This window comes from Streptomyces sp. BYX5S (genome assembly GCF_054724165.1).
This window is the reverse complement of sequence record NZ_CM138829.1, coordinates 2,197,544-2,217,791: the sequence shown is the minus strand read 5'-3', so window position 1 is coordinate 2,217,791 and position 20,248 is coordinate 2,197,544. Positions and strand designations below refer to the sequence as shown.

Below are 20,248 nucleotides of genomic sequence, written 5' to 3'. Positions count from 1 at the left end.
GGCATGGGCACCGTGTGGCGGGCCCGCGACGAGGTGCTCGGGCGCGAGGTCGCGGTGAAGGAGGTGCGCGCGCCCCACGGCCTCCCGGACGCCGACGTGCAGCGGATGTACGCGCGCCTGGAGCGGGAGGCGTGGGCCTCGGCGCGGGTCACGCACCGCAACGTGGTGACGGTGTACGACGTGGCCACCGAGGAGGAACGGCCGTGGGTGGTCATGGAGTTGATCCGTGGCGTCTCCCTCGCCGAGCAGCTCGACGCGGAGGGCCCGGTGCCCCCGGCGCGCGCCGCGCACATCGGCGCCGAGGTGCTCGCCGCGCTGCGCGCCGCCCACGAGGTGGGCGTGCTGCACCGCGACGTGAAGCCCGGCAACGTCCTGCTGTCGAACGACGGCAGGGTGGTGCTCACCGACTTCGGCATCGCCATGGTGGAGGGGACGTCGGCGCTCACGATGACGGGCGAGGTGATCGGTTCGCCCGAATTCCTCGCGCCCGAGCGGGCGTTGGGCCGCACGCCGGGGCCCGAGTCGGACCTGTGGTCGCTGGGTGTGCTGCTGTACGCGTCGGTGGAGGGGCACTCGCCGTTCCGGCAGGACACCCCGCTGAGCACGCTGCGGGCCATCGTGGACGAGGCGTTGCCGCCGCCCCTCAACGCGGGCCCGCTGGCCCCGGTCATCGAAGGTCTGCTGCGCAAGGATCCGGCCGAGCGGACCCCGGCCGCCGACGCGGAGCGGGATCTGCGCACCGTCGGCGCGGGCGGCACCGTGCGCGCCGGTCCGGTGCGGGCCTCGCCGCTGGCCTCGGCGCAGACGGTGACCTCGCTCCAGTCGCCCACGCCGCCGACGCCGGCCGCGGCGGGCGCGGGGGCGACCTCGACGACCGCCCCGGTCCCCGCCGGGACGGGCACCGGCTATCCGCGCCGGGCCTCCGTCGCCCTGATAGCGGGCATCGTCGCCCTCCTCCTCGCCATCGGCGGACTCACGTACGCCCTCCTCAACCGTGACGGCAACGACCCCAACGGGTCGACGAACAACGGCGGCGGTACGTCAGGCGGCGCGGGCGGCGGCGACTCGACCAGCGGCACGAACGACGGGAGCGGCGGCAGCGACGACGGGGGCGGGGGCGGCACCACCGGCGGGAGCGACGACGGCGGCTCCTCGGCCACCGGCGGGAGCGGCAACGGCGGCTCCGGCAGCGGTGGCCACTCGACCACCCCGGCGCAGTCCGTGCGCGTCAGCGTCCAGGCGGTGCGCGGCAGTTACGCGGGGCCGTGCCCGCCGCCGTCCGCGGCCGCCCCGGCCTTCTCCGCGACGATCACGGTGGGCCGGACCCCGGCCTCCGTGCAGTACCGCTGGGTGGTGAAGGACGGCGAGGCGTCGGACCCCGGCTGGAAGACGCTGAGCGTGCCCAAGGGCGCGGCGAACAAGGCCCGTACGGTCACCACGACGCAGTCGCGCTACAAGGAGGGCGGGACGCTGCGCGACGAGATCGGCGTCGAGGTGCGCAGCCCGGTGGCGGCGCGGTCCAACTACGTCGCGTACGCGGTGACGTGCGAGGTGGTGACCCCGACGAGCGGAGCCACCACCGGTTCACCGTCCTACTGAAGCCCGCTCACGCGGCGTCGGTGAACACCGGCAGATAACCGCTCGCCTGTCCGGTGGCCGTGGGGTGGTACGACTCCCCGATGTTCGTCCAGTTGACGCTGTGCAGCCACGAGGAGCCGGAGCAGATCTCGTGCCCGGCGAACGTGGTGGTCACGTCGCCGAAGGTGAAGCCGCGGGCCTGGGCGTTCTGCTTGATGGTGGAGTTGAGCAGGTCGGCGGCGCTGTTGATGGCGGAGCGCTCGTTCTCGGAGAGCCCGGCGACGCAGGTGCCGCTCAGCTTGTAGAAGCGCGGGTAGCCGAGCACCACCACGCGGGCCGAGGGCGCCTTGAGGGTGATCGCCGAGTAGACATCGCCGAGCTTGCCCGGAAGCGTCGACGTGACGTACGTACGGGCCTCGTTGATGCGGGACAGACAGGTGGCCTCGGAGTACAGGACACAGGTGGTCATGACGTCGGCGAAGCCCGCGTCGTTGCCGCCGACGGAGAGGGAGACGAGTCCGGTGCCGGTGCCGAGCGGGCCGAGCTGGTTGGCGATGACATCACCCGTACGAGCACCCGAACACGCCGTGAAGTTAAAGCTTGAGGGTGAATGGGCGGCTGCCCACAAGGCCGGGTACGCCTTGGTGGAGCGCTTGCAGGAACCGCTGGCGCTGTCGTAGCTGCCGGCGCCGACGCCGGACGAGTAGGAGTCGCCGAGGGCCACATAACCCGTGGCCGCAGCGGTGTCGGAGGCCTGCGCGACCGTCGCCCCGGTGAGGGCGGCCGCCACGGCAAGCGCGAAGGAGGAGACGTATGCCGCAATTCGGAAAGATCTCATGGAACCTCCTTTAGCAGGATCGGCAGGGTCGCTGCCGCCCGCACGTGTTGCAGGTTCATGCCAGAGTTGACATACCCTCAGCTCACTCGCGCTACGCCCGTAGAAGTACGTCCAACTGGACTCTCGCGCAACGGAGTTGCGGGTCCGGGCCACCTTGACGCCGGACCGAGGACTGCGCGACATTGAAGCCCGGCATCCGGCGCTTCGGGGGGCAAAGTCGCCAATGCAGACCATCGGCATCAAGCCGTCCGCATCGGACGGCCGTCAGCTGCTCGCGGGAGCGGGCGCCGTCGCGGGAGCGGCGGGCCTGATCCTCGCGCTCTCGCACGCGGACTCCCCGCTGCGCGGGCCGCTCGCGCTCTTCTTCCTGCTCGCCGCGCCCGGCTCGGCGTTCGCGGCCGCCCTGCGCGGCCTCGACCCGTGGGCCCGCGTGCTCGTCTCGACCGCCGGCGCGGTCGCGGTCGTCATGCTGGTCTCCCAGGGCATGCTCGCCGTGCACCGCTGGTCGGTGGACGGCGGGGTGCTCGCCATCGGCGTACTGAGCGCCTCCGCTTTCCTTCTGCAATGGGGCGTCCGACGGCTGCGCGGGGGTGCGGCACGGGACATCCTCAACCGGATCGGAAAAATCCACTGAGGAGGGACGCACGTTAAGAGAATGGCCAAAACAATAAAAACGTGAGGCCTCGTTCCAGGTCTTGCCATACAGTCCTAATCATCAATACCGTCGTACATCCACCCGCATCGGGCCAGTAAGAAATGCGATCAAGGGGAGGGACCGAGGTCGCGAAAGGCCCGGAGCGGGGCGCGGCAGGGGGGTGCCGCGCTCGGCGAGCCACGCGCTTCGGCGTCGTGGGCCGCCGTGTCGCGTGCCGCGCGGCCGGTCCGACGAACCGGTGTGTACAGCCAGCTCACCCGGCCTGAACGGAGAGCTCTTCCGGCATGCCGTAAGTGAGAACCCCCCTTTCGAACCGGACACGAAGCCGGACCGCCCGGGGGCGGGCGGTCCACCGGACGAGAGGGACCAGACTCATGAGCAGTTCCGTTGTGCCTCCGGTGATCCCTGAAGGGACGACTCCGGAAGGCCGAATTCCCGCCCAGTACCGGGCGATCTCCACGCACCTGGCCATCGCGCCACGGGTCAGCGTGGTCATTCCCGCGATGAACGAGGCGGAAAATCTTCCGTACGTCTTCAAGACCCTTCCCGACTGGATCCACGAGGTCGTTCTGGTGGACGGGAATTCCACCGACAACACCGTGGAAGTGGCCAGGGAATTGTGGCCGGACGTCGTGGTCGTGCCGCAGCACGGAAAGGGCAAGGGAGATGCCCTGATCACCGGCTTCAAGGCCTGCGGCGGCGACATCATCGTGATGGTCGACGCGGACGGCTCCGCCGACGGCCAGGAGATCGTCTCCTACGTCTCCGCGCTCGTCTCCGGCGCCGACTTCGCCAAGGGCTCGCGGTTCGCCAACGGCGGTGGCACGGACGACATGACGCCCATCCGCAAGCTCGGCAACTGGGCGCTGTGCTCGGCCGTCAACGCGAAGTTCGGCGCCCGGTACACCGACCTGTGCTACGGATACAACGCGTTCTGGCGGCACTGCCTCGACGAGATCGAGCTCGACTGCACCGGGTTCGAGGTGGAGACCCTGATGAACATCCGGGTCGTCAAGGCGGGGCTGAAGGTGCAGGAGATACCGAGCCACGAGTACCTGCGCATACACGGAGCGAGCAACCTTCGCGCCGTGCGGGACGGGCTGCGGGTGCTGAAGGTGATCGTGAAGGAGCGGTCGAACCGGCGGGACCTGCGGCGACGCGCCGCCACGCCGCGGCTCCGCGTGGTGCGGGGGGACGGGTCTTGAGCGGTCGTACCGGCGTACGGTCGCGGGGCGCCGCCCCGGACCCCGCTCCTCAGTCGCCGCAGGGGCTGGAAAGCGTCTCCGTCGTCATCTGTGTCTATACCGAGGACCGGTGGAGCGACATTCTCGCCGCCGTCGACTCCGTGCGCGGGCAGTCGTACGCCGCGTTGGAGACGTTGCTCGTCGTCGATCACAACCCGGGGCTGCTCGCGCGGCTCGTCGAGGAGTTCGACGGGGCGGCGGACGTGCGGGTGCTGCCCAATGCCGGGCCCCGGGGGCTGTCGGCCGGGCGGAACACCGGGATCGCCGTCGCGCGCGGCGGGATCGTCGCGTTCCTCGACGACGACGCCGTCGCGGAGCGGGACTGGCTGCACTGGTTCGCCGAGGGCTACGCGGATCCGCGGGTCCTCGCCGTCGGCGGGCGTACCGAGCCGATCTGGGCGTCGGGCCGCCGGCCCGTCTGGTTCCCGGAGGAGTTCGACTGGGTGGTGGGCTGCACGTACAGGGGGCTGCCGCGCGGCAAGGTCGAAGTGCGCAACGTGCTGGGCGGCAACGCCTCCTTCCGGCGCGGCGCGTTCGACATCGCGGGCGGTTTCGCCACCGGGATCGGCCGGGACGGCGACAAGCGCCCGCTGGGCTGCGAGGAGACGGAGCTGTGCATCCGGATCACGCGCGCGAGACCGGACGCGGTGCTGCTGATCGACGACCGGGCCGTCATCCACCACCGGGTGCCGGCGGGACGGGAGCGGTTCGGCTACTTCCGTACGCGGGCGTACGCGGAAGGTCTGTCGAAGGCGCTCGTGGCGCGCAGTGTCGGCGCCGACAAGGGACTCGAGTCCGAGCGGGCCTACACGTCCCGGGTGCTTCCGGCAGGAGTGGCGCGCGGCGTACGGGACTTCGTGCTCGGCCGGGCCGGTGGCGCGGGCCGCGCCGGGGCGATCGTCGCGGGCGCGCTGACGACGGTCGGCGGATACGCGGTGGGGAGCCTGCGGGCGCGCCGCGGGGGCGCCCGGTTCACGGTGCCCGGGATCGACGCCGCCACGGACACGGTCGGGAGAACGGAGGCGGCCGCATGAGCGCCCGAGCGCGGACGTCCGGCGACGGCGCCGTGCCGATCCTCATGTACCACGCCGTCTCCCCCGACCCGAACCGCGCGACCCGTCAACTGGCAGTGACGCCAGGCCAGTTCGCCGAGCAGATGGCGCTGCTCGCCGACCACGGGCGCACCCCGCTGACCACCGCCGAGCTCGCCGCCCGCTGGCGCGACGGGCGGGCGCTGCCCGACCGGCCCGTCCTGATCACCTTCGACGACGGCTATGAGGGCGTGCACACGCACGCCCTGACCGCTCTCGCCAAGCATGGTTTCGCCGCCACCCTGTTCGTCTCGACGGGGTGGCTGCGCGGCGCGTACGACACCGGGGGCGGGCTCGACGCGATGCTCGACTGGCACCAGGTGCGGGCGCTCGCCGCGCAGGGCGTGGAGATCGGCGGGCACAGCCACACGCATCCGCAGCTCGACCAGCTCGACGACGAGGAGCTGGAGTTCGAGCTGGTGCGGTGCCGCGAAATCGTCTGCGGCGAGCTGGGCCGCATGCCGCGCTCCTTCGCGTACCCGTACGGTCACTCCGACCGGCGGGTGCGGCAGGCGGTGCGCGCGGCCGGGTACGCCCAGTCGCTCGCCGTCGGCAACGCGCTCGCCCGGCGCCGCCAGGGCCCCTACGCCCTGCGCCGGGTCACCGTGCGCCGCTCCACCGACCTCACCGAGTTCGAGCGGCTCGTCGAGGGCCGCGCGATCGGCCGCAACTTCGCCAGGGACCGTGCCCTCACCAAGGGGTACGCCGTGGTCCGCAGAGCCCGACAGGCCCGCCGGAAGGCAGCGCGAACCCGTGTCTGACACGACGACCACCCCCGCCAAGGCCGATCCGGCCACCACCACCGACGCCGGACCGCGGGAACCCGTCGGCCGCCGGCTCAGGCTGCCCGGCATAGGGCGCGGCAGGAAGGGCAACAAAGACGGCATGGGTGGGTCGGGCGGCGGAAGCCAACTGTTCCGGAACGCCTATGCGCTGATGCTGAACACCGGCATCTCCGGCGTCCTCGGTGTCGGCTTCTGGCTGGCCGCCGCGCACTACTACACGGCGGACGCGGTCGGGCAGGGCTCGGCGGCCATCGCGGCGATGAAGTTCCTCGCGGGCCTCACCGCCGTGACGCTGACCGGGGCGCTCGCCCGCTTCATCCCCGTCGCCGGACGCGCCACCGGCCGGTTCATCTTCCGTACGTACGCGGGGAGTTCGGCGGCCGTCGCGTTCGCCGCGCTGGTCTTCCTGCTGACGCTCGACGTGTGGGGGCCCTCGTACCGGTTCCTGCACGGCACGCTGCACGGGCTCGGCTTCGTCGCGGCCGTCGTCGCCTGGTCGCTGCTGACGTTGCAGGACGGGGTGCTCACCGGGCTGCGCAGCGCGCTGTGGGTGCCGGTGGGCAACACGGTGTTCTCGCTGGTCAAGCTGGGACTGCTGGTCGCGTTCGCGGGGGCGTTCGCGACGACCGGCGTGTTCGTGTCGTGGGTCGTCGCCATCGCGTTCTCCGTGGTCCCGCTGGGCCTGCTCGTGTTCCGGCGGCTCGTGCCGCGGCACATCGAGGCCACGGGCGACAGGTCCGAGCCGCCGACGCTGCGCGAGATGGGGCGGTTCCTCGCCGGCGACTACACGGGGTCGCTGTTCTCGCTCGCCGTCGTCTACCTGGTGCCGGTGCTCATCGCCTCGCAGGTCAGCTCGGCGGACAACGCGTACTTCTACATCGCGACCACGATCGGCGGCACGGTCAACCTGCTGGCCATCAACATGGGCGCCTCGCTGACCGTGGAGGGCTCGCACGACCCGGCGCAGCTCGCCGCGAACACGCGGGCCGCGCTGCGCCGCATGGCCCGCATCATGCTGCCGATCTGCGCCCTGCTGTTCGTGCTGGCGCCGTACGTGCTGCACGTCTTCGGCGCCGACTACTCGGACGCGGCGACCCCGCTGCTGCGGTGGTTCGCGGTCGGGGCGGCACTGCGGGTCGTCATGGAGACGTACTTCGCGGTGCTGCGCGCACAGAGCCGCACCTCCGGACTCGCCTGGCTCCAGGGCCTGTTGTGCGTGCTCGTCCTCGGTCTGACGCTGCTCCTGCTGCCCCGGATGGGGCTCACGGGCGCGGGCGTCGCCGAGATCTCCTCGCTCGCCGTCATCGTGGCGATCGCCGCGCCGAAACTGTGGCGCGTGGTGCGCGCGGCCCCCGCGGCCCCGGCACCCGAGGGCGCGCCGCCGGACGGCGACCTCGCCGACCTGGGCACGCCGAAGGCGGGGGCGGCCGGGAAGGAGGGCGGCCCCAAGTGGGCGCTGCGCGACGCGATGGACTCGGACACGCTGCAACTCGCGGTGCAGCTGAACCTGGACCACCAGGAGCGCCGCCCCGACGTGCGCCCGCGCCTCGTGACACCGCCGACGGGCAGCCACCTGCCCACGTGGGCGCTGAAACCACCGTACGCGTCCACCTCGCAGGCGACCAGCGGGACCCACGGCGAGGACGGCTCCGGCACGGGCGGGCCCTCCGGCACCGACACGCCCCTCGACGCCGACGCGATCTTCGGCCCCAACCCGGCCCGCGCCACCACTGCGACACCGCGCGCCGTTCCCGACCCCGGCCCTGAGCCGCCGGACCGGGACGACGACCCGCACCCGGACCTCGTCGACCTCGCCTTCGACGACGTACGGGAGGAGGACGTACGCGCGGATGAGCCCGCCACGGCGGGGCCCCTCACCCCGGCGGAGCCGGCCCGCCGGGCGCGGCTGACGCCCACCGTCGTGGTGCTCGCGCTGCTGCTCGTCGCGGCGCTCGGGCTGTACTGGGGGCCGGTCCTCGGGATGGGCGAGGCCGATCTGGACCGGATGGGCGGGCTCGGCCTGGTCTCCGTCCTGTCCCCCGTGACGCTGCTCGGCGGCGCCCTGCTCATCGGTGTGTTCGCGTCGCTGCTCTGGCTCGAACGCCCGCACAAGCGGCTGCTGTTGCTGACGCTCCTCGCCACGGTCGTGTCGCTGCACGCACTGCCGGCCGTCATCGAGGCGGAGCCCCGGTTCGCGACGGCCTGGCAGCACCTGGGCTTCATGGACTACATCGACCGCACCGGCTCCGCGGTCCCCGACCTGGACGCCCGCTGGAGCTGGCCCGGCTTCTTCGCCGCCGCCGCGTTCCTCGCGAAGGCGTGCGGGGTCGACGACCTCACCGAGATCGTCCGGTGGTGGCCGACGGCCGTCCAACTCCTGTACCTGGCGCCGATGTTCTTGCTGCTGAAGTCCGTACGGGCGAGCTGGCGCGCCAAGTGGACCGGGCTGTGGATCTTCGTGCTCAGCGGCTGGGTGGGCCAGGACTACTTCTCGCCGCAGGGCTTCACGTACCTGCTCTATCTGGTCTTCGTGGCGATCCTGCTGGTCTACTTCCGCGCGCCGCGCATGCTGTGGGGCAAGCGGCGTCCCGGCGAGACGGAGGTCGCGCCGACCGACAGACGGCAGCGGGCGGTGCTGCTCGTCGTACTGATCGCGCTGTTCGCGGCGACGGTCCCGGCGCACCAACTGACGCCGTTCGTGATGCTGGGCGTCCTCGCGGTCCTCGTCCTGGTCGGCAAGTCCGAACTGCGCGGACTGCCGCTGCTGTTCGGCGTCATCGTCGTCGTCTGGCTGGGCTTCCTGGCCGAGCCGTACTGGTCCGGGCACTTCAACGAGCTGTTCGGCGGGGTCGGCGGCGTCGGCGGCAACGTGACGTCCTCGGTATCCGGCCGTATCCAGGACGGCAGTTCCAGCCACAAGCTCGTCCTGTACACGCGCGTGGCGCTGGCCGGCGCCGTCATGGCGTTCGCCGCTTACGGCTGGTGGCGCCGCCGCGAGTGGAAGTACCGCGAGCGCTCGCTCCTGGTCCTGACCTTCGTGCCGTTCCTCGGTTTCGGCATGCAGAGCTACGGCGGCGAGATGGCGCTGCGGGTCTTCCTGTTCGCCCTCCCGGGCGCCGCGCTGCTCGCCGGTCTCGCGCTGTTCCCGCGCACCGGCGTCACGGCGAAGGAGCGCGACAAGGACCGCATCAGCCTCGCGCCGCTGGCCGCGCTCATGGCGGGCCTGATGCTCATGGGCGGCTTCCTGGTGGCCCGTTGGGGCAACGAGCCGTTCGAGCGGATCCGTCCCGGCGAGGTCGCGGCGATGGACTACGTCTACGCCCACGACAAGCCGACCGTGCGCCTGCTGTGGCTGAGCAACGACGTCGTCGACAACGTCACGCCCGCGCTGCCGTGGGGCGCCCGCGACATGGAGCGGGTCAACTACGTGCCGACGCTCGCGCCCGTCGACCCGGTGCTGGTCGGCGGCCTGGTCAAGGCGCTCAAGGACGCGGGCCCCAACTCGTACCTCATGCTCAACAAGAGCCAGGTCGTCTATCTCCAGATGGACGTCGGCTACTCCCAGGCCTGGCCCACCCGCCTCGTCGAGAACCTCGACCGGCGCGAGGAGCTGAAGAAGGTCTACGTCAACGCGGACGTCACCATGTACCAGCTGCGCGAGGAACCGGCGGGCAAGGCCCCGAAGGCCGACCCGGGCCCGATCGGCCCCCAGGTCACCTGGACCCCGTGGTCCCTGGTGGGCGCACTCGCGGCGGTCGCCCTGATCGTGCTGCTCACGGCACGCGAGGTGGTACGCGTCGCGGCACGCCCGAGCGTGCGCCAACTCCGCTGGCTCCAAAGCACGTTCTGGTTCTCCCTGCCACTCCTGGCGGTGGTCCTGGCGTCGCTGGTCCAACGGTTCATCACGATGGGCCTGAACTGAGCAACGGGACCACATTCGAGCCCCTGCGGCGATTGACCAGCGAGACCACATTCGAGCCCCTGCGGCGATTGAGCAGCGGGGTCCGGGGCAGAGCCCCGTGACCGCAACGCCGTCGACCGCAGGGGGGCACCTACCGCCGCAGCCACTTCACCTCGTAGCCCCGCATCCCGAACCGCCGCCCATCAACCTTCGCGCTGATCGGGCGGTCCAGGGTGTTCACGACGAGGATCGCCTCGTCGTCGGCGAGGACGCGTACGTTCGGGACGTCGTCCCGGGCCACCGACACCTTCTCGTACACCGTGCCGGGACCGAACTCCTCGTTGAAGCGTGACACCAGCCCGTACATCGGCAGCGGCGCTCCCCCGGAGGCGCGGTCGGTGGGGCGCCACAGGCAGCCCGCGCAGCGCGCGCCCTTCTCGTCCTCGGGGTTCCAGTAGAACCCGGAGGTCGCCCCGCCCTGGGCCAGCGCGATCATCCCGGAGGCCTGCACGGCGACGCGGTGCGGTTCGCTCCAGCCCTGCCGCTCGTCGCGGCTGTCGGCGGGCTCCACGTAGTACTCGGCCCACCACAGCGGCAGGTCGCCGGTCTGCCGCTCGATCCATCTGCTGACGGCGGTGAACTTGTCGGTGGCGGCGAACTCGTCGGGCAGCATCTCGTCGTCGTTCGTGTAGCTGGATCCGTCGACGACGACGAAGTCGGCGCCCGCCCTGTGCTTGTTCCAGTACGTGAAGGCGTCGACGATCCGCTGGTCCATGCGCCCCCACGGGCCGCTGACGGCGTCGGAGGTGCCGTCGGTCTGCTGCGGGTGGAGGCTGTCCATGACCAGGTAGGGGCCGCCGACCATGATGTCCTCGCGGACGTCCTTCAGCGCCTTGTAGACCCGGTTGTACAGCTTCGTGTACCCCTCGTAGTCCCAGCGGGCCTCGTCGTCGTTCCAGAACCCCTTGAACTCGTTCCAGACGATGAAGTGCCGTACGTACGGGTAGCGCTTGGCGACGGTCGCCGCGAGTTTCGCGAAGTCCGCGTAGTGCTCGGGCGACGGCGCGGTCTCCAGGGAGGCCCTGCTCCAGTCCGTGTTGCCGACGCCGGCCTTGCCGCCCTTCATCCAGTCGGGCGCGCAGCACAGCGTGACCACGGGCGTGCCGCCGGACTTGCGGATGAAATCGATGCGCCGGTCCATCTCCTCGAACTGGTAACGCCCCTTCACCGGCTCCGGGTTGCTCGCGCCCCAGCCCATGATGTGCTGGTTCTGCGGCATCGGGCGCTCACCCAGCAGCTTCTCCGCGCGCTCGACCGCCGCGGACGCGCCCTCGTCGGCGGAGAACTGGGTGTGGGTGAAACCCCAACCGACCTGCGGGCCCAGCTCCTTGGGCGGCTCGCCGGGCGTGCCGTGCACCCGGTCGCCGTCGGTCGTGGTGCCCGTCGTGTCGCGGTCGTTGTCCGGAAGCGTGCTGACCACCGTCAGCACCAGGGCCAGTACGGCCATCCCCACACCGAGCAGGGCGATGAGCCGCCATCGCCGTACCCCCGATTCCCACCCATGACGTCCCATCAAGGACAAGGGTAACGAGGGCAGTTGGCGGAAGGACCAGCTCCGTTGCCACGGACTCGTAACGGCGGGTGCGGTTCCGGACGGGCGCGCGCTGCGGAAATTCCGTGCGGACGACCCGTTCGTGCCGGATCATGGCGGCATGTCTGCCAACCCCTTCGACGTGCTGCCGGTCCGGTTGGGCGTCGACGACAGCGACTCGCCGTCCGACGTCGTCGACGCCCTGTTCCTCGGCCGCTTCGCCACGGGCGAGCAGCCCTTCTCGCACGCCGCGAACATCGACCGGGTCCGCTCCGCTGCCACCCTGCTGCCGCCGGGCGCCCGCGTGCTGCGCTCCGCGCGCGACGACGACCGCAGCGCGACGCTCGCCGAGGGCGACGGGTGGACGCTGCTCGTCTCCCGGTGGAGCAGGGGCGCGGACGTCACCGTGACGGCGACGAGCGCGGAACTGGCGGAGAAGGTGCTCGGGCAGGCCACGGACGGGGCGGCGGACGAGCCGGAGCCGCAGCCGGAGAACGTGACGATGGGCTTCTGGTACGTGTCGCCGCGGCGCGGCCCGCACCGCACGACCCGGCAGATCTCGGCCGGTACGTGGGAGGAGGTGCGGCCCAACTACACGGCGCCGGTCGCCGAGGCGATGGACGGGCTGATGAAGACGCGGCCCGAGGACATCGCGGGCCGGCTCCTGCTGCTGCACGGACCGCCGGGGACGGGCAAGACGTCGGCGCTGCGGACGCTGGCGCGGTCGTGGCGGGACTGGTGCCAGGTCGACTGCGTCCTCGACCCCGAGCGGCTGTTCTCCGACGTCGGCTATCTGATGGACATCGCGATCGGCGAGGACGACGGTACGGGCAAGGGCCGGTGGCGGCTGCTTCTGCTGGAGGACTGCGACGAGTTGATCCGGGGAGAGGCGAAGCACACGGCGGGGCAGGCGTTGTCGCGCCTGCTGAACCTGACGGACGGGTTGCTGGGACAGGGGCGCAATGTCCTGGTGGGGGTCACCACGAACGAGGACCTGGAGCGGTTGCACCCGGCGGTGGTGCGGCCCGGCCGGTGCCTCGCCCGGATCGAGGTGTCCGCGCTGACGCGTCGCGAGGCGACGGAGTGGTTGGGGACGGAGGACGGGGTGGGGCGGGAGGGTGCCACCCTGGCGGAGTTGTACGCGTTGCGGCGCGGGGTGTCTCCGACGGCGGTGCCGGATCCGCGGGGCGGGGCGGAGGCGGGGCTGTACCTGTAGCCCCGGCTCCCCCTACGCCACGGGGCTCCGCCCCGGACCCCGCTGCTCAATCGCCGCAGGGGCTTGATTACCCGGTCCTCCGCCGCCCCAGGGGCTGGAGGTGTCCGCACCGGCGCTGCGGCCCCCGCAAGAGCTGGCAGTGTCCGCACCGGCGTGTGGCCCCCGGAAGGGCTGGAATGTCGGCAGCGGCGCCGTGGCTTTCCGCAGGCAGCTGTTACGCGTACGTCGCGCGCAAGGCGTCCTCGACCGTGGCGTGGGCGGCGTCCTTCGACAGGCCGAGGCGGCGGACCCGTTCCGCGTACGCCTGTGCCGCCAGTACGGCCTCGCGCTCCGCCGCGTCCCCCGCGGAGGCGACGAACGTCCCGTTGCGGCCGCGCGTCTCGATCACCCCGTCCGTCTCCAGGGCGCGATACGCCTTGGCCACGGTGTTCGCGGCGAGGCCGAGCTCCTCGGCGAGGCCGCGGACCGTGGGCAGCTTGTACCCGACGGGGAGCGCCCCCGACCTGGCCAGTTCCGAGATCTGGGCCCGCACCTGCTCATAGGGGGCCCCGCTGTCGTCAATGCGGATCTTCAAGGTCACGCGCCCGATTCTCCCGCAGCGCGGAAAAATGGGAGGCACCCGGTCGCGCGTGGCGCGTAGCGTGCGCGTCCATGACCGTGATCGTGCGCGCGCTGCGCCCCGACGACCCGGCGGACACCACGGCGTTCGCCCGGATCCGCCGCACCTGCCTCCCCGCCATGCTCGCGACCCCGGCCGCCGTCGCGTACGCCACCGCACACGCCCATCCCGACGCCCACTACCGCCAGCTGATCGCGCTGGCGGGCGACGGGGAGACGATCGGCACCGCGCAGGTCGGCATCGCCCACGAGAGCCCGGAACCGGGCCAGGGCTACGCGAACGTGTACGTGCACCCGGAGCACACCGGCCGCGGCGCCGGCACGCTCCTGCTGCGCACGGCGGAGGAGCACCTCGTCCAGCACGGCGCGACGCAGGCGCACTGCTGGGCCCTCGACGCCCCGCGCAACCTCGCCTGGGCCGCGGCGCAGGGCTACCGTCCGGGCCGCAGCGCCCACTTCCTGCGTCTGGACCTCACCGCGGGTTCGCTCCCGCCCCGGCAACCCGCGCCGTCCGGCGTCGAGTTGCGCACCGGGTCCGCGTACGCGGCGGACCCCCGGCCCCTGTTCGAGCTGGACGCGGAGACCACCTCCGACGAGCCGAGCGACATCCCGGCCGAACTCAGCGACTACGAGCAGTGGTTGCGCGACACCTGGTACCACCCGCTGCTCAACCAGGAGCTGACGACGGTGGTCCTGGTGGACGGCGTCCCCGCCGCGTTCACGGCGGCCCTCACCGACGGCGAGGGCCGCTACGTGTCGGGCATGACCGGCACCGCACGCGCCTTCCGCGGGCGCGGCCTCGCCAAGCTGGCCAAGAACGACTCGCTGCACCGGGCCCGCGCCGCCGGGGTCACCGTGGCGTACACGGGAAACGACGCGGGCAACGAGCCGATGCTCGCCATCAACAAGTGGTTCGGCTACGCCCTCGACGCGACGGAGATCCGCCATGTCCGCACCCTCCCCCGCTGAGACCGTCCGGGTGCGGCTGGTCAAGGCGGGCCGTACGAAGATCAGTTACCCGGCGGAGCTGCTGCACGACGACGGCGTCCGCGTCACCGTCCGCGCCCCCTGGGCCGGTGACGGCGTCCGTGACTTCGGCTTCGTCCGGTTCGCCCCCGGCGACGTCTTCACCGAGCACTACTGGCGCGACCGCTGGTACGCGGTGAAGGAGGTCCGTACCGCCGACGGGACGCTGAAGGGCTGGTACTGCGACATCACCCGCCCCGCCGTCCGCACCGCCGAGGGGGACCTCCGCTCCGAGGACCTCGACCTCGACCTGTGGGTGTCGGCGGACGGCCGCCGGGTGCTGCGCCTGGACGAGGACGAGTTCGCCGACAGCGGCCTCACCGCCCGGGACCCGGGGGCCGCGAGCGCGGCGGTGCGGGCCCTGGACGAGCTGGAGCGGTTGGCGAGGGACGGCGCCTTCCCGCCGTCCCTCACGTGAGCGCCACCACCGCGTACCGCTCGTCCGTCACCTCCTTGCCCCACAGCCGCGCGTCCCCCGACAGCGGTACGTGCCGGACGTCCGCGACGAGCGGCGCGAGCACGTCCACGAGCCGCTCCGCCGGGATCCCGGCCGGACTCACCTCGCCCCACACCCCCTCCACCAGCACCAGCCGCCCGCCGGGCCGCACCAGCGACACCCAACGCCGCAGCACCGCCCCGGTGTCCGGCAACGTCCACAGCACATGCCGGGCCAGTACCACGTCGTACGCCCCCTTTCGTACGGGTGGTGACGACGCGTCCCCGACCAGGAACGCGGCGTCACGGCCCGCCAGTTTCCGGCGGGCCAGCCGCAGCATGTTCGGCGCGAGATCCACCCCGGTCACCCGGTGTCCCCGCTCCGCCGCGAGGAGTGCCAGGCTGCCCGTCCCGCAGCCGAGATCCAGCACGTCGCAGGCGTTTGGGGGCATCCACCCCGCAAGTCGCTCCGCCCAGGCGGCCCGCACCCCCGGATCCCTCAGTCCATGGTCCGCCTCCTCGTCGAATCCGTCCGCCAGCGCGTCCCAGTCGACCGTTCCCCCGGATGTCTCCATGCCCCCATCGTGACAACCGCCACTGACAATTGCGCTTCGAAGGGGGACCCTCCGGGAACAGGTCTACAACGGCCCCACGTTGGGACCCGTGTAGGTACAGGAGGCACCATGCGCCGAGTGACCGTGCACAAGCCGACCGGATCGAGCACCCTCAGGCGCCGCCTGCGCGAGGACGCGACCGCGGCCGATCTCAAGCGCGAACGCCCGGAAGTGCGGCGTGACGTCCGCAAGACGTGGTGGCCGGACGAGTGAGCGGGGCCGGTCAGATGTCACTCAGACCCGGTGCCAGCCGCTTGCGGTAGTGGATGCGGTCGTAGGGGCCGTCCGTGCGGCGCTCCACGACCTCGTATCCGTACCGCGGGTACAGCTTCTGGTTCTCCCACATGAGGGCGTTCGTGTAGAGACGCACCTCGGGGAGGCCCTGTGCGCGGGCGTGCTCGTCGACGAAGGCGAGCAGGCGGCGGCCCACCCCCTGCCCGTGGGCGGCGGGGTGGACCGCGATGCTGTCGAGGAAGAGGTGGTCGGGGCGTGCCTCGACCACGACGAGGCCGGTGATCTCCGGCTCTCCCGTGACGTACACCCGGCCGGCCGCGACGTCCGCGGCGTGGTCGGCCTCCATGGGCACGGGCACGAGCCCGATGCGCTCGATGTAGGGGTGGTACGCCGCGTCCGTGACCGCCTTGACGGCGGGCACGTCCGCGGCTGTCGCCCGGCGGATCCCGGGCCCGGGGTTCTGGTCGCTCATGCCGTCCTGTCTACGCCACCGCCCCTGCCCCGCACCACCAGCTTCTTCACGAGCGGCCACGCGACGATGAGCAGGACGACGGCGTAGACCGTCACGGAGAACGGGGTGTTCACCAGTCCGCTGACGCTGCCGTCGCTGATCTGGAGGGCGCGGCGCAGCTGTTGTTCGGCGTTGGGGCCGAGGATGACGCCGATGACGGCGGGCAGGACGGGGAGTCCGTAGCGGCGCATGCCGAAGCCGATGAGGCCGATGATCAGCAGGATGACGAGGTCCACGGCCTCGCCGCCGACCGCGTAGGCGCCGACGGCCGCGAAGAAGAGGATGCCGGCGTAGAGGTAGGGGCGGGGGATGCGCAGGAGCTTCGCCCAGACGGGGGCCAGGGGGAGGTTCAGCGCGAGGAGCAGCACCATGCCGACGAACAGGGAGGCGATGAGGCCCCAGACCAGTTCCGGTTCGCGTTCGAAGAGGAGCGGGCCGGGCTGGATGCCGTACTGCTGGAAGGCCGCGAGCATGACGGCGGCGACCGCGGTCGTCGGAAGGCCGAGGGTGAGCATCGAGACCAGCGTGCCCGCCGCCGATGCCGAGGCCGCCGATTCGGGGCCCGCCACGCCCTCGATGGCGCCCTTGCCCCACTCGTCCTTGTGCCGCGAGAGCCGCTTCTCCGTCACGTAGGAGAGGAACGTGGGGATCTCGGCGCCGCCCGCGGGGATCGCGCCGAAGGGGAAGCCGATGAAGGGGCCGCGCAGCCAGGACTTCCAGGTGCGGCGCACGTCCTGCCTGCCGAGCCACGGGCGGCCGACGGGGATCGCCTCGCCGCTGGTGCGGCGCAGGTGGGCGGCGACCCACAGGGCTTCGCCGATGGCGAAGAGTCCGACGGCGACGATGACGACGTCGACGCCGTCGGCGAGCTGCAACGAGCCGAAGGTGAGGCGTTGTTGGCCGGTCATCTGGTCGAGGCCGACGAGTCCGATCGTGAGGCCGATGAGGAGGGACGCCAGGCCGCGGACGCGCGAGGAGCCGAGGACGGAGGTCACGGCGATGAACGCGAGGACCATGATGGCGAAGTAGTCGGGCGCGCCGATGTCGACGGCGAGTTCGGCGACCTTGGGGGCGAGGGCGACCAGCAGGATCGTGCCGATCATGCCGCCGGCGAAGTGGCCGACGGCGGCGGCCGCGAGGGCCTGTGCGCCGCGGCCGGACTTCGCCATGGGGTTGCCCTCCATGGCGGCGACGACGGCGGCGCTCTCCCCCGGGGTGTTGAGGAGGATCGAGGTGGTCGAGCCGCCGAACATGGCGCCGTAGTAGATGCCCGCGAACATGATGAACGCGCCGGTGGGTTCGAGTCCGTAGGTCACCGGGAGGAGGAGGGCGACGGCCATGGCGGGGCCGATGCCGGGGAGGACGCCGATGGCGGTGCCGAGCAGGACGCCGATGGCGGCCCACAGGAGGTTGATGGGGGTGAGGGCCGTGCCGAAGCCGTCGAGGAGCGAGTTGAGGGCGTTCATGGGGTTTACAGCACCTCCATCAAGGGGCCGCCCGGCAGCGGGACGCCGAGCAGGTTGTTGAAGACGACGAAGGTGAGCAGGGAGAGGCCCGCGGCGATGAGCGGGTCGCGGGTGAGGTGGCGGCTGCCGAGCGCGTACGCGGCGCCCCAGAACAGCAGGGCTCCGGCGAGCGGGAAGCCGAGCGGTTCGATGAGGACGGCGGTGGCGAGGAAGACGCCGGCGAGGAGCAGTACGGTGCGCCAGTCGGCGGGTTCGGACAGGTCGATGTCCTCGCCGGCCTCGGCTTCTCCCCGGCCGCCGCGCAGCACGTCGACGGCGAGGAGCACGGCCACGACGAGGAGTCCGGCGCCGACGACGACCGGTACGGTTTTGGGCCCCACGGGGCCGCGCTGGGAGATGTCGACGTTCATGGTGAGCGCGTCGGTGAGGACGAGCACGCCGAGCGCCAGCAGCAGGACGCAGACGCCGAGTTCGGAGTGGTCGCGCAGCCAGGACCCGCCGGACTCGCGGGTCTCACGGGTGTCGGTGGCGGTCACAGGCCCAGCTCCTTCAGTACGGACACGACCCGCTTGTCCTGGGCGTCGAGGAACGTTCCGAAGTCGTCACCGACGAGGAACGCGTCGTCCCAGCCGTTCTTCTTCAGCGACTTCTTCCATTCCTCGGAGGCGTGCAACTTCCGTACGAGACCGGTGAGTTTGGTGCGTTGCGTGTCGCTGAGGCCGGGTGGGGCGACGATGCCGCGCCAGTTGGTGAAGTCGACGTCGTAGCCGGATTCCTTGAGCGTGGGGCCGTCGAGGCCGGAGACGCGTTCGGGCCCGGTGACGGCGAGGAGGCGCAGTTCGCCGCTCTTGATCTGGTCGAGGTACTCGCCGACGCCGGAGACGCCGAAGGCGACCTTGTCGCCGAGGATGGAGGCGAGGAGTTCGCCGCCGCCGTCGAACGGGACGTAGTTGACCTGCTTGGGTTCGATACCCGCGGCGCGCGCCATCAGCATGGGCGCGAGGTGGTCGGGTCCGCCGGGCGAGGAGCCGCCGCCGACGGGGAGCTTGCCGGGGTTCTTCTTCCAGGCGTCGACGAGCTGCCCGATGTTCTTGTACGGGGAGTCCTTCGCGACCACGACGACGTCGGGCTCCTCGGTGAGCCGGGCGATGGGTGTGGTGTCGGCGAGGGTCGTCGGGGAGTGGTTGGAGCGGGCGGCGCCGACGACGCCGAGGCCCATGGACATGGCCAGCTTGCCGTTGCCGTGTTCGCCGGCGAGCCGGGTGAGGCCGACGGTGCCGCCGGCGCCGGGCAGGTTGAACACCTCGATGCTGTGGGTGAGTCCGGCGTCCTCGGCGTTCTTGGCGGCGGTGCGTGCCGTGATGTCGTAGCCGCCGCCGGGGGTGTTGGGGACCATGAGGCGCAGGCCGGGGATCTGGGTGCCGGTGTCGGCGCCGCTGCCCGTGGTGAGCAGCGGCGGCCCCACCAGGACGAGAGCCGCGGCCCCGAGCAGGGCGAGGGGTGTGCGCAGGCGCACGGGTGCCACCACCTGTCGGTTCGTGGGGTCGGGGGGTGCGAGTGGCCCACATGTTGCCTACGCGTTAACAACCTGTCTCTCTTCCGCAAGCAACGGACGTTGTGGTCCTTGTGGTCGCACACCTACCCTGCGCCAGTGACAAAGGGCTTGGTCAAGGTCTTGATCGTGGACGACGACTTCATGGTCGCGAAGCTGCACAGCCGGCACGTGTCCGCGATGGACGGGTTCGTGGTGGCGGGGGTGGCGCACAGCGGCGCGGAAGCGCTGCGCGCGGCGGAGGCGGTACGGCCCGAACTGGTGCTTTTGGACGTGTACTTGCCGGACATGGACGGCATCGAGGTGTTGCGGCGGCTACGGGCGCAGGAGGAGCGGGATGCGTCCCGGACGCCGGTGGACGCGCTGTTCATCACGGCGGCGCGGGACGCGGAGGTGGTGCGGGCGGCGCTGCGGGCGGGGGCGCTGCACTATCTGATCAAGCCGTTCAACCAGGCGGCGCTGCGGGAGCAGTTGAGGCATGTGGCGGAGCTGCGGGCCCGGCTCGACGACCTCGACGAGGCCCGCCAGGAGGACGTCGACCAGATCTTCGGGGCCCGCCCGCCGGGTTCCCGGGAGCTCCCGAAGGGCCTCGCGGCGCACACCGCGGATCTGGTGGAGCAGACGCTGCGGGCGCATCCGGGGGGCCTGTCGGCGACGGAGTGCGCCCAGGAGGCGGGCTCGCTGTCGCGGGTGAGCGCGCGCCGGTACCTGGAGTTCTTCGCGGGGACGGGGCGGGCGCGGGTGTCGTTGCGGTACGGGGGGACGGGGCGGCCGGAGCGGCGGTACCGGTGGGTGTCCTGAGGGTCCCGGGACCCGTCCCCGAGGGCCGTCCCTGAGCGCAGGCTGAGTGGCACCTTAAGGGGGCCATAAAGATCCACTCGGGGCGCTCCTCG

General features: G+C 71.8%; 19 protein-coding genes. 11 read left to right on the top strand and 8 right to left on the bottom strand.

Annotation, left to right across the window (positions count from 1 at the left end; translation table 11 throughout):
* Positions 1-3: 3 nt before the first annotated feature.
* Positions 4-1,599: a serine/threonine-protein kinase gene (locus tag ACYBSK_RS10055; RefSeq protein WP_460246995.1), complete on the top strand. Its 1,596-nt coding sequence runs from the start codon at positions 4-6 to the stop codon at positions 1,597-1,599.
* 7 nt (positions 1,600-1,606) lie between these two features.
* On the opposite strand, the gene ACYBSK_RS10050 is transcribed toward ACYBSK_RS10055, so the two are convergent.
* Positions 1,607-2,416 carry an SGNH/GDSL hydrolase family protein gene (locus ACYBSK_RS10050; protein ID WP_460245832.1) on the bottom strand — a complete coding sequence of 270 codons (810 nt, stop codon included), beginning with the start codon at positions 2,414-2,416 and terminating at the stop codon, positions 1,607-1,609.
* Positions 2,417-2,639: 223 nt separating this feature from the next.
* On the opposite strand from ACYBSK_RS10050, the gene ACYBSK_RS10045 reads away from it, so the two are divergent.
* The 5 genes from ACYBSK_RS10045 (at position 2,640) to ACYBSK_RS10025 (ending at position 10,113) form a co-directional block, all read left to right on the top strand.
* Positions 2,640-3,050, top strand: a complete 411-nt coding sequence (locus tag ACYBSK_RS10045; protein ID WP_460245831.1) for a hypothetical protein — start codon at positions 2,640-2,642, stop codon at positions 3,048-3,050.
* Between the two features lie 395 nt (positions 3,051-3,445).
* Positions 3,446-4,276: a glycosyltransferase family 2 protein gene (locus ACYBSK_RS10040; protein ID WP_457476538.1), complete on the top strand. Its 831-nt coding sequence runs from the start codon at positions 3,446-3,448 to the stop codon at positions 4,274-4,276.
* 65 nt (positions 4,277-4,341) lie between these two features.
* Complete coding sequence (locus ACYBSK_RS10035; RefSeq protein WP_457481702.1) at positions 4,342-5,349, top strand: glycosyltransferase family 2 protein; 1,008 nt, start codon at positions 4,342-4,344, stop codon at positions 5,347-5,349.
* Positions 5,346-6,167: a polysaccharide deacetylase family protein gene (locus ACYBSK_RS10030; protein WP_457476537.1), complete on the top strand. Its 822-nt coding sequence runs from the start codon at positions 5,346-5,348 to the stop codon at positions 6,165-6,167. Before ACYBSK_RS10035 ends, ACYBSK_RS10030 begins: the two co-directional genes overlap by 4 nt.
* The gene (locus ACYBSK_RS10025) at positions 6,160-10,113 is read left to right on the top strand and encodes a lipopolysaccharide biosynthesis protein (RefSeq protein WP_460245830.1); all 3,954 of its coding nucleotides are present in this window, start codon (positions 6,160-6,162) and stop codon (positions 10,111-10,113) included. The genes ACYBSK_RS10030 and ACYBSK_RS10025 overlap by 8 nt, the downstream gene beginning before the upstream one ends.
* 130 nt (positions 10,114-10,243) lie before the next feature.
* Here ACYBSK_RS10025 and ACYBSK_RS10020 read toward each other — a convergent pair whose 3' ends face one another.
* Positions 10,244-11,665, bottom strand: a complete 1,422-nt coding sequence (locus tag ACYBSK_RS10020) for a GH39 family glycosyl hydrolase (protein ID WP_460245829.1) — start codon at positions 11,663-11,665, stop codon at positions 10,244-10,246.
* Between the two features lie 139 nt (positions 11,666-11,804).
* On the opposite strand from ACYBSK_RS10020, the gene ACYBSK_RS10015 reads away from it, so the two are divergent.
* A complete protein-coding gene (locus tag ACYBSK_RS10015; protein WP_460245828.1) occupies positions 11,805-12,899 on the top strand; it encodes a DUF5925 domain-containing protein in 1,095 nt (364 codons plus the stop codon).
* Between the two features lie 214 nt (positions 12,900-13,113).
* Here the strand turns inward: ACYBSK_RS10015 and ACYBSK_RS10010 are convergent, their stop codons facing one another.
* A complete protein-coding gene (locus tag ACYBSK_RS10010; RefSeq protein WP_460245827.1) occupies positions 13,114-13,479 on the bottom strand; it encodes a GntR family transcriptional regulator in 366 nt (121 codons plus the stop codon).
* A gap of 71 nt (positions 13,480-13,550) precedes the next feature.
* Between ACYBSK_RS10010 and ACYBSK_RS10005 the strand changes: the two genes are divergently transcribed.
* Together ACYBSK_RS10005 and ACYBSK_RS10000 are read left to right on the top strand one after the other, a co-directional pair.
* Positions 13,551-14,486, top strand: coding sequence for a GNAT family N-acetyltransferase (locus tag ACYBSK_RS10005; protein WP_460245826.1), 936 nt, complete (start codon positions 13,551-13,553; stop codon positions 14,484-14,486).
* Positions 14,464-14,961 (top strand): ribonuclease FAU-1 family protein, encoded by a 498-nt coding sequence (locus ACYBSK_RS10000; protein WP_460245825.1) that lies wholly within the window; start codon positions 14,464-14,466, stop codon positions 14,959-14,961. The genes ACYBSK_RS10005 and ACYBSK_RS10000 overlap by 23 nt, the downstream gene beginning before the upstream one ends.
* Here ACYBSK_RS10000 and ACYBSK_RS09995 read toward each other — a convergent pair.
* Positions 14,954-15,553, bottom strand: a complete 600-nt coding sequence (locus ACYBSK_RS09995; protein WP_460245824.1) for a class I SAM-dependent methyltransferase — start codon at positions 15,551-15,553, stop codon at positions 14,954-14,956. The two genes, ACYBSK_RS10000 and ACYBSK_RS09995, sit on opposite strands and share 8 nt — an antisense overlap.
* 108 nt (positions 15,554-15,661) lie before the next feature.
* On the opposite strand from ACYBSK_RS09995, the gene ACYBSK_RS09990 reads away from it, so the two are divergent.
* A complete protein-coding gene (locus ACYBSK_RS09990; RefSeq protein ID WP_457476529.1) occupies positions 15,662-15,805 on the top strand; it encodes a hypothetical protein in 144 nt (47 codons plus the stop codon).
* 10 nt (positions 15,806-15,815) lie between these two features.
* Here the strand turns inward: ACYBSK_RS09990 and ACYBSK_RS09985 are convergent, their stop codons facing one another.
* The 4 genes from ACYBSK_RS09985 to ACYBSK_RS09970 are packed head-to-tail and all read right to left on the bottom strand — an operon-like array spanning position 15,816 to position 19,319.
* Complete coding sequence (locus tag ACYBSK_RS09985; RefSeq protein WP_460245823.1) at positions 15,816-16,298, bottom strand: GNAT family N-acetyltransferase; 483 nt, start codon at positions 16,296-16,298, stop codon at positions 15,816-15,818.
* The gene (locus tag ACYBSK_RS09980) at positions 16,295-17,803 is read right to left on the bottom strand and encodes a tripartite tricarboxylate transporter permease (protein ID WP_460245822.1); all 1,509 of its coding nucleotides are present in this window, start codon (positions 17,801-17,803) and stop codon (positions 16,295-16,297) included. Before ACYBSK_RS09980 ends, ACYBSK_RS09985 begins: the two co-directional genes overlap by 4 nt.
* 5 nt (positions 17,804-17,808) lie before the next feature.
* Complete coding sequence (locus tag ACYBSK_RS09975) at positions 17,809-18,339, bottom strand: tripartite tricarboxylate transporter TctB family protein (RefSeq protein ID WP_460245821.1); 531 nt, start codon at positions 18,337-18,339, stop codon at positions 17,809-17,811.
* On the bottom strand, positions 18,336-19,319 hold the full coding sequence (locus tag ACYBSK_RS09970) for a Bug family tripartite tricarboxylate transporter substrate binding protein (protein WP_460246994.1): 984 nt from the start codon (positions 19,317-19,319) through the stop codon (positions 18,336-18,338). Before ACYBSK_RS09970 ends, ACYBSK_RS09975 begins: the two co-directional genes overlap by 4 nt.
* Before the next feature lie 180 nt (positions 19,320-19,499).
* Between ACYBSK_RS09970 and ACYBSK_RS09965 the strand changes: the two genes are divergently transcribed.
* A complete protein-coding gene (locus ACYBSK_RS09965) occupies positions 19,500-20,156 on the top strand; it encodes a response regulator (protein ID WP_460246993.1) in 657 nt (218 codons plus the stop codon).
* Positions 20,157-20,248: the final 92 nt, after the last annotated feature.

What these genes read in the sequence shown, in the direction of transcription:
- ACYBSK_RS10055 (WP_460246995.1), top strand. Translation starts at nt 4, where the DNA reads ATGGGCACCGTGTGGCGGGCCCGCGACGAGGTGCTCGGGCGCGAGGTC.
- ACYBSK_RS10050 (WP_460245832.1), bottom strand. Translation starts at nt 2,416, where the DNA reads ATGAGATCTTTCCGAATTGCGGCATACGTCTCCTCCTTCGCGCTTGCC.
- ACYBSK_RS10045 (WP_460245831.1), top strand. Translation starts at nt 2,640, where the DNA reads ATGCAGACCATCGGCATCAAGCCGTCCGCATCGGACGGCCGTCAGCTG.
- ACYBSK_RS10040 (WP_457476538.1), top strand. Translation starts at nt 3,446, where the DNA reads ATGAGCAGTTCCGTTGTGCCTCCGGTGATCCCTGAAGGGACGACTCCG.
- ACYBSK_RS10030 (WP_457476537.1), top strand. Translation starts at nt 5,346, where the DNA reads ATGAGCGCCCGAGCGCGGACGTCCGGCGACGGCGCCGTGCCGATCCTC.
- ACYBSK_RS10020 (WP_460245829.1), bottom strand. Translation starts at nt 11,665, where the DNA reads ATGGGACGTCATGGGTGGGAATCGGGGGTACGGCGATGGCGGCTCATC.
- ACYBSK_RS10015 (WP_460245828.1), top strand. Translation starts at nt 11,805, where the DNA reads ATGTCTGCCAACCCCTTCGACGTGCTGCCGGTCCGGTTGGGCGTCGAC.
- ACYBSK_RS10005 (WP_460245826.1), top strand. Translation starts at nt 13,551, where the DNA reads ATGACCGTGATCGTGCGCGCGCTGCGCCCCGACGACCCGGCGGACACC.
- ACYBSK_RS10000 (WP_460245825.1), top strand. Translation starts at nt 14,464, where the DNA reads ATGTCCGCACCCTCCCCCGCTGAGACCGTCCGGGTGCGGCTGGTCAAG.
- ACYBSK_RS09995 (WP_460245824.1), bottom strand. Translation starts at nt 15,553, where the DNA reads ATGGAGACATCCGGGGGAACGGTCGACTGGGACGCGCTGGCGGACGGA.
- ACYBSK_RS09990 (WP_457476529.1), top strand. Translation starts at nt 15,662, where the DNA reads ATGCGCCGAGTGACCGTGCACAAGCCGACCGGATCGAGCACCCTCAGG.
- ACYBSK_RS09985 (WP_460245823.1), bottom strand. Translation starts at nt 16,298, where the DNA reads ATGAGCGACCAGAACCCCGGGCCCGGGATCCGCCGGGCGACAGCCGCG.
- ACYBSK_RS09980 (WP_460245822.1), bottom strand. Translation starts at nt 17,803, where the DNA reads ATGAACGCCCTCAACTCGCTCCTCGACGGCTTCGGCACGGCCCTCACC.
- ACYBSK_RS09965 (WP_460246993.1), top strand. Translation starts at nt 19,500, where the DNA reads ATGGTCGCGAAGCTGCACAGCCGGCACGTGTCCGCGATGGACGGGTTC.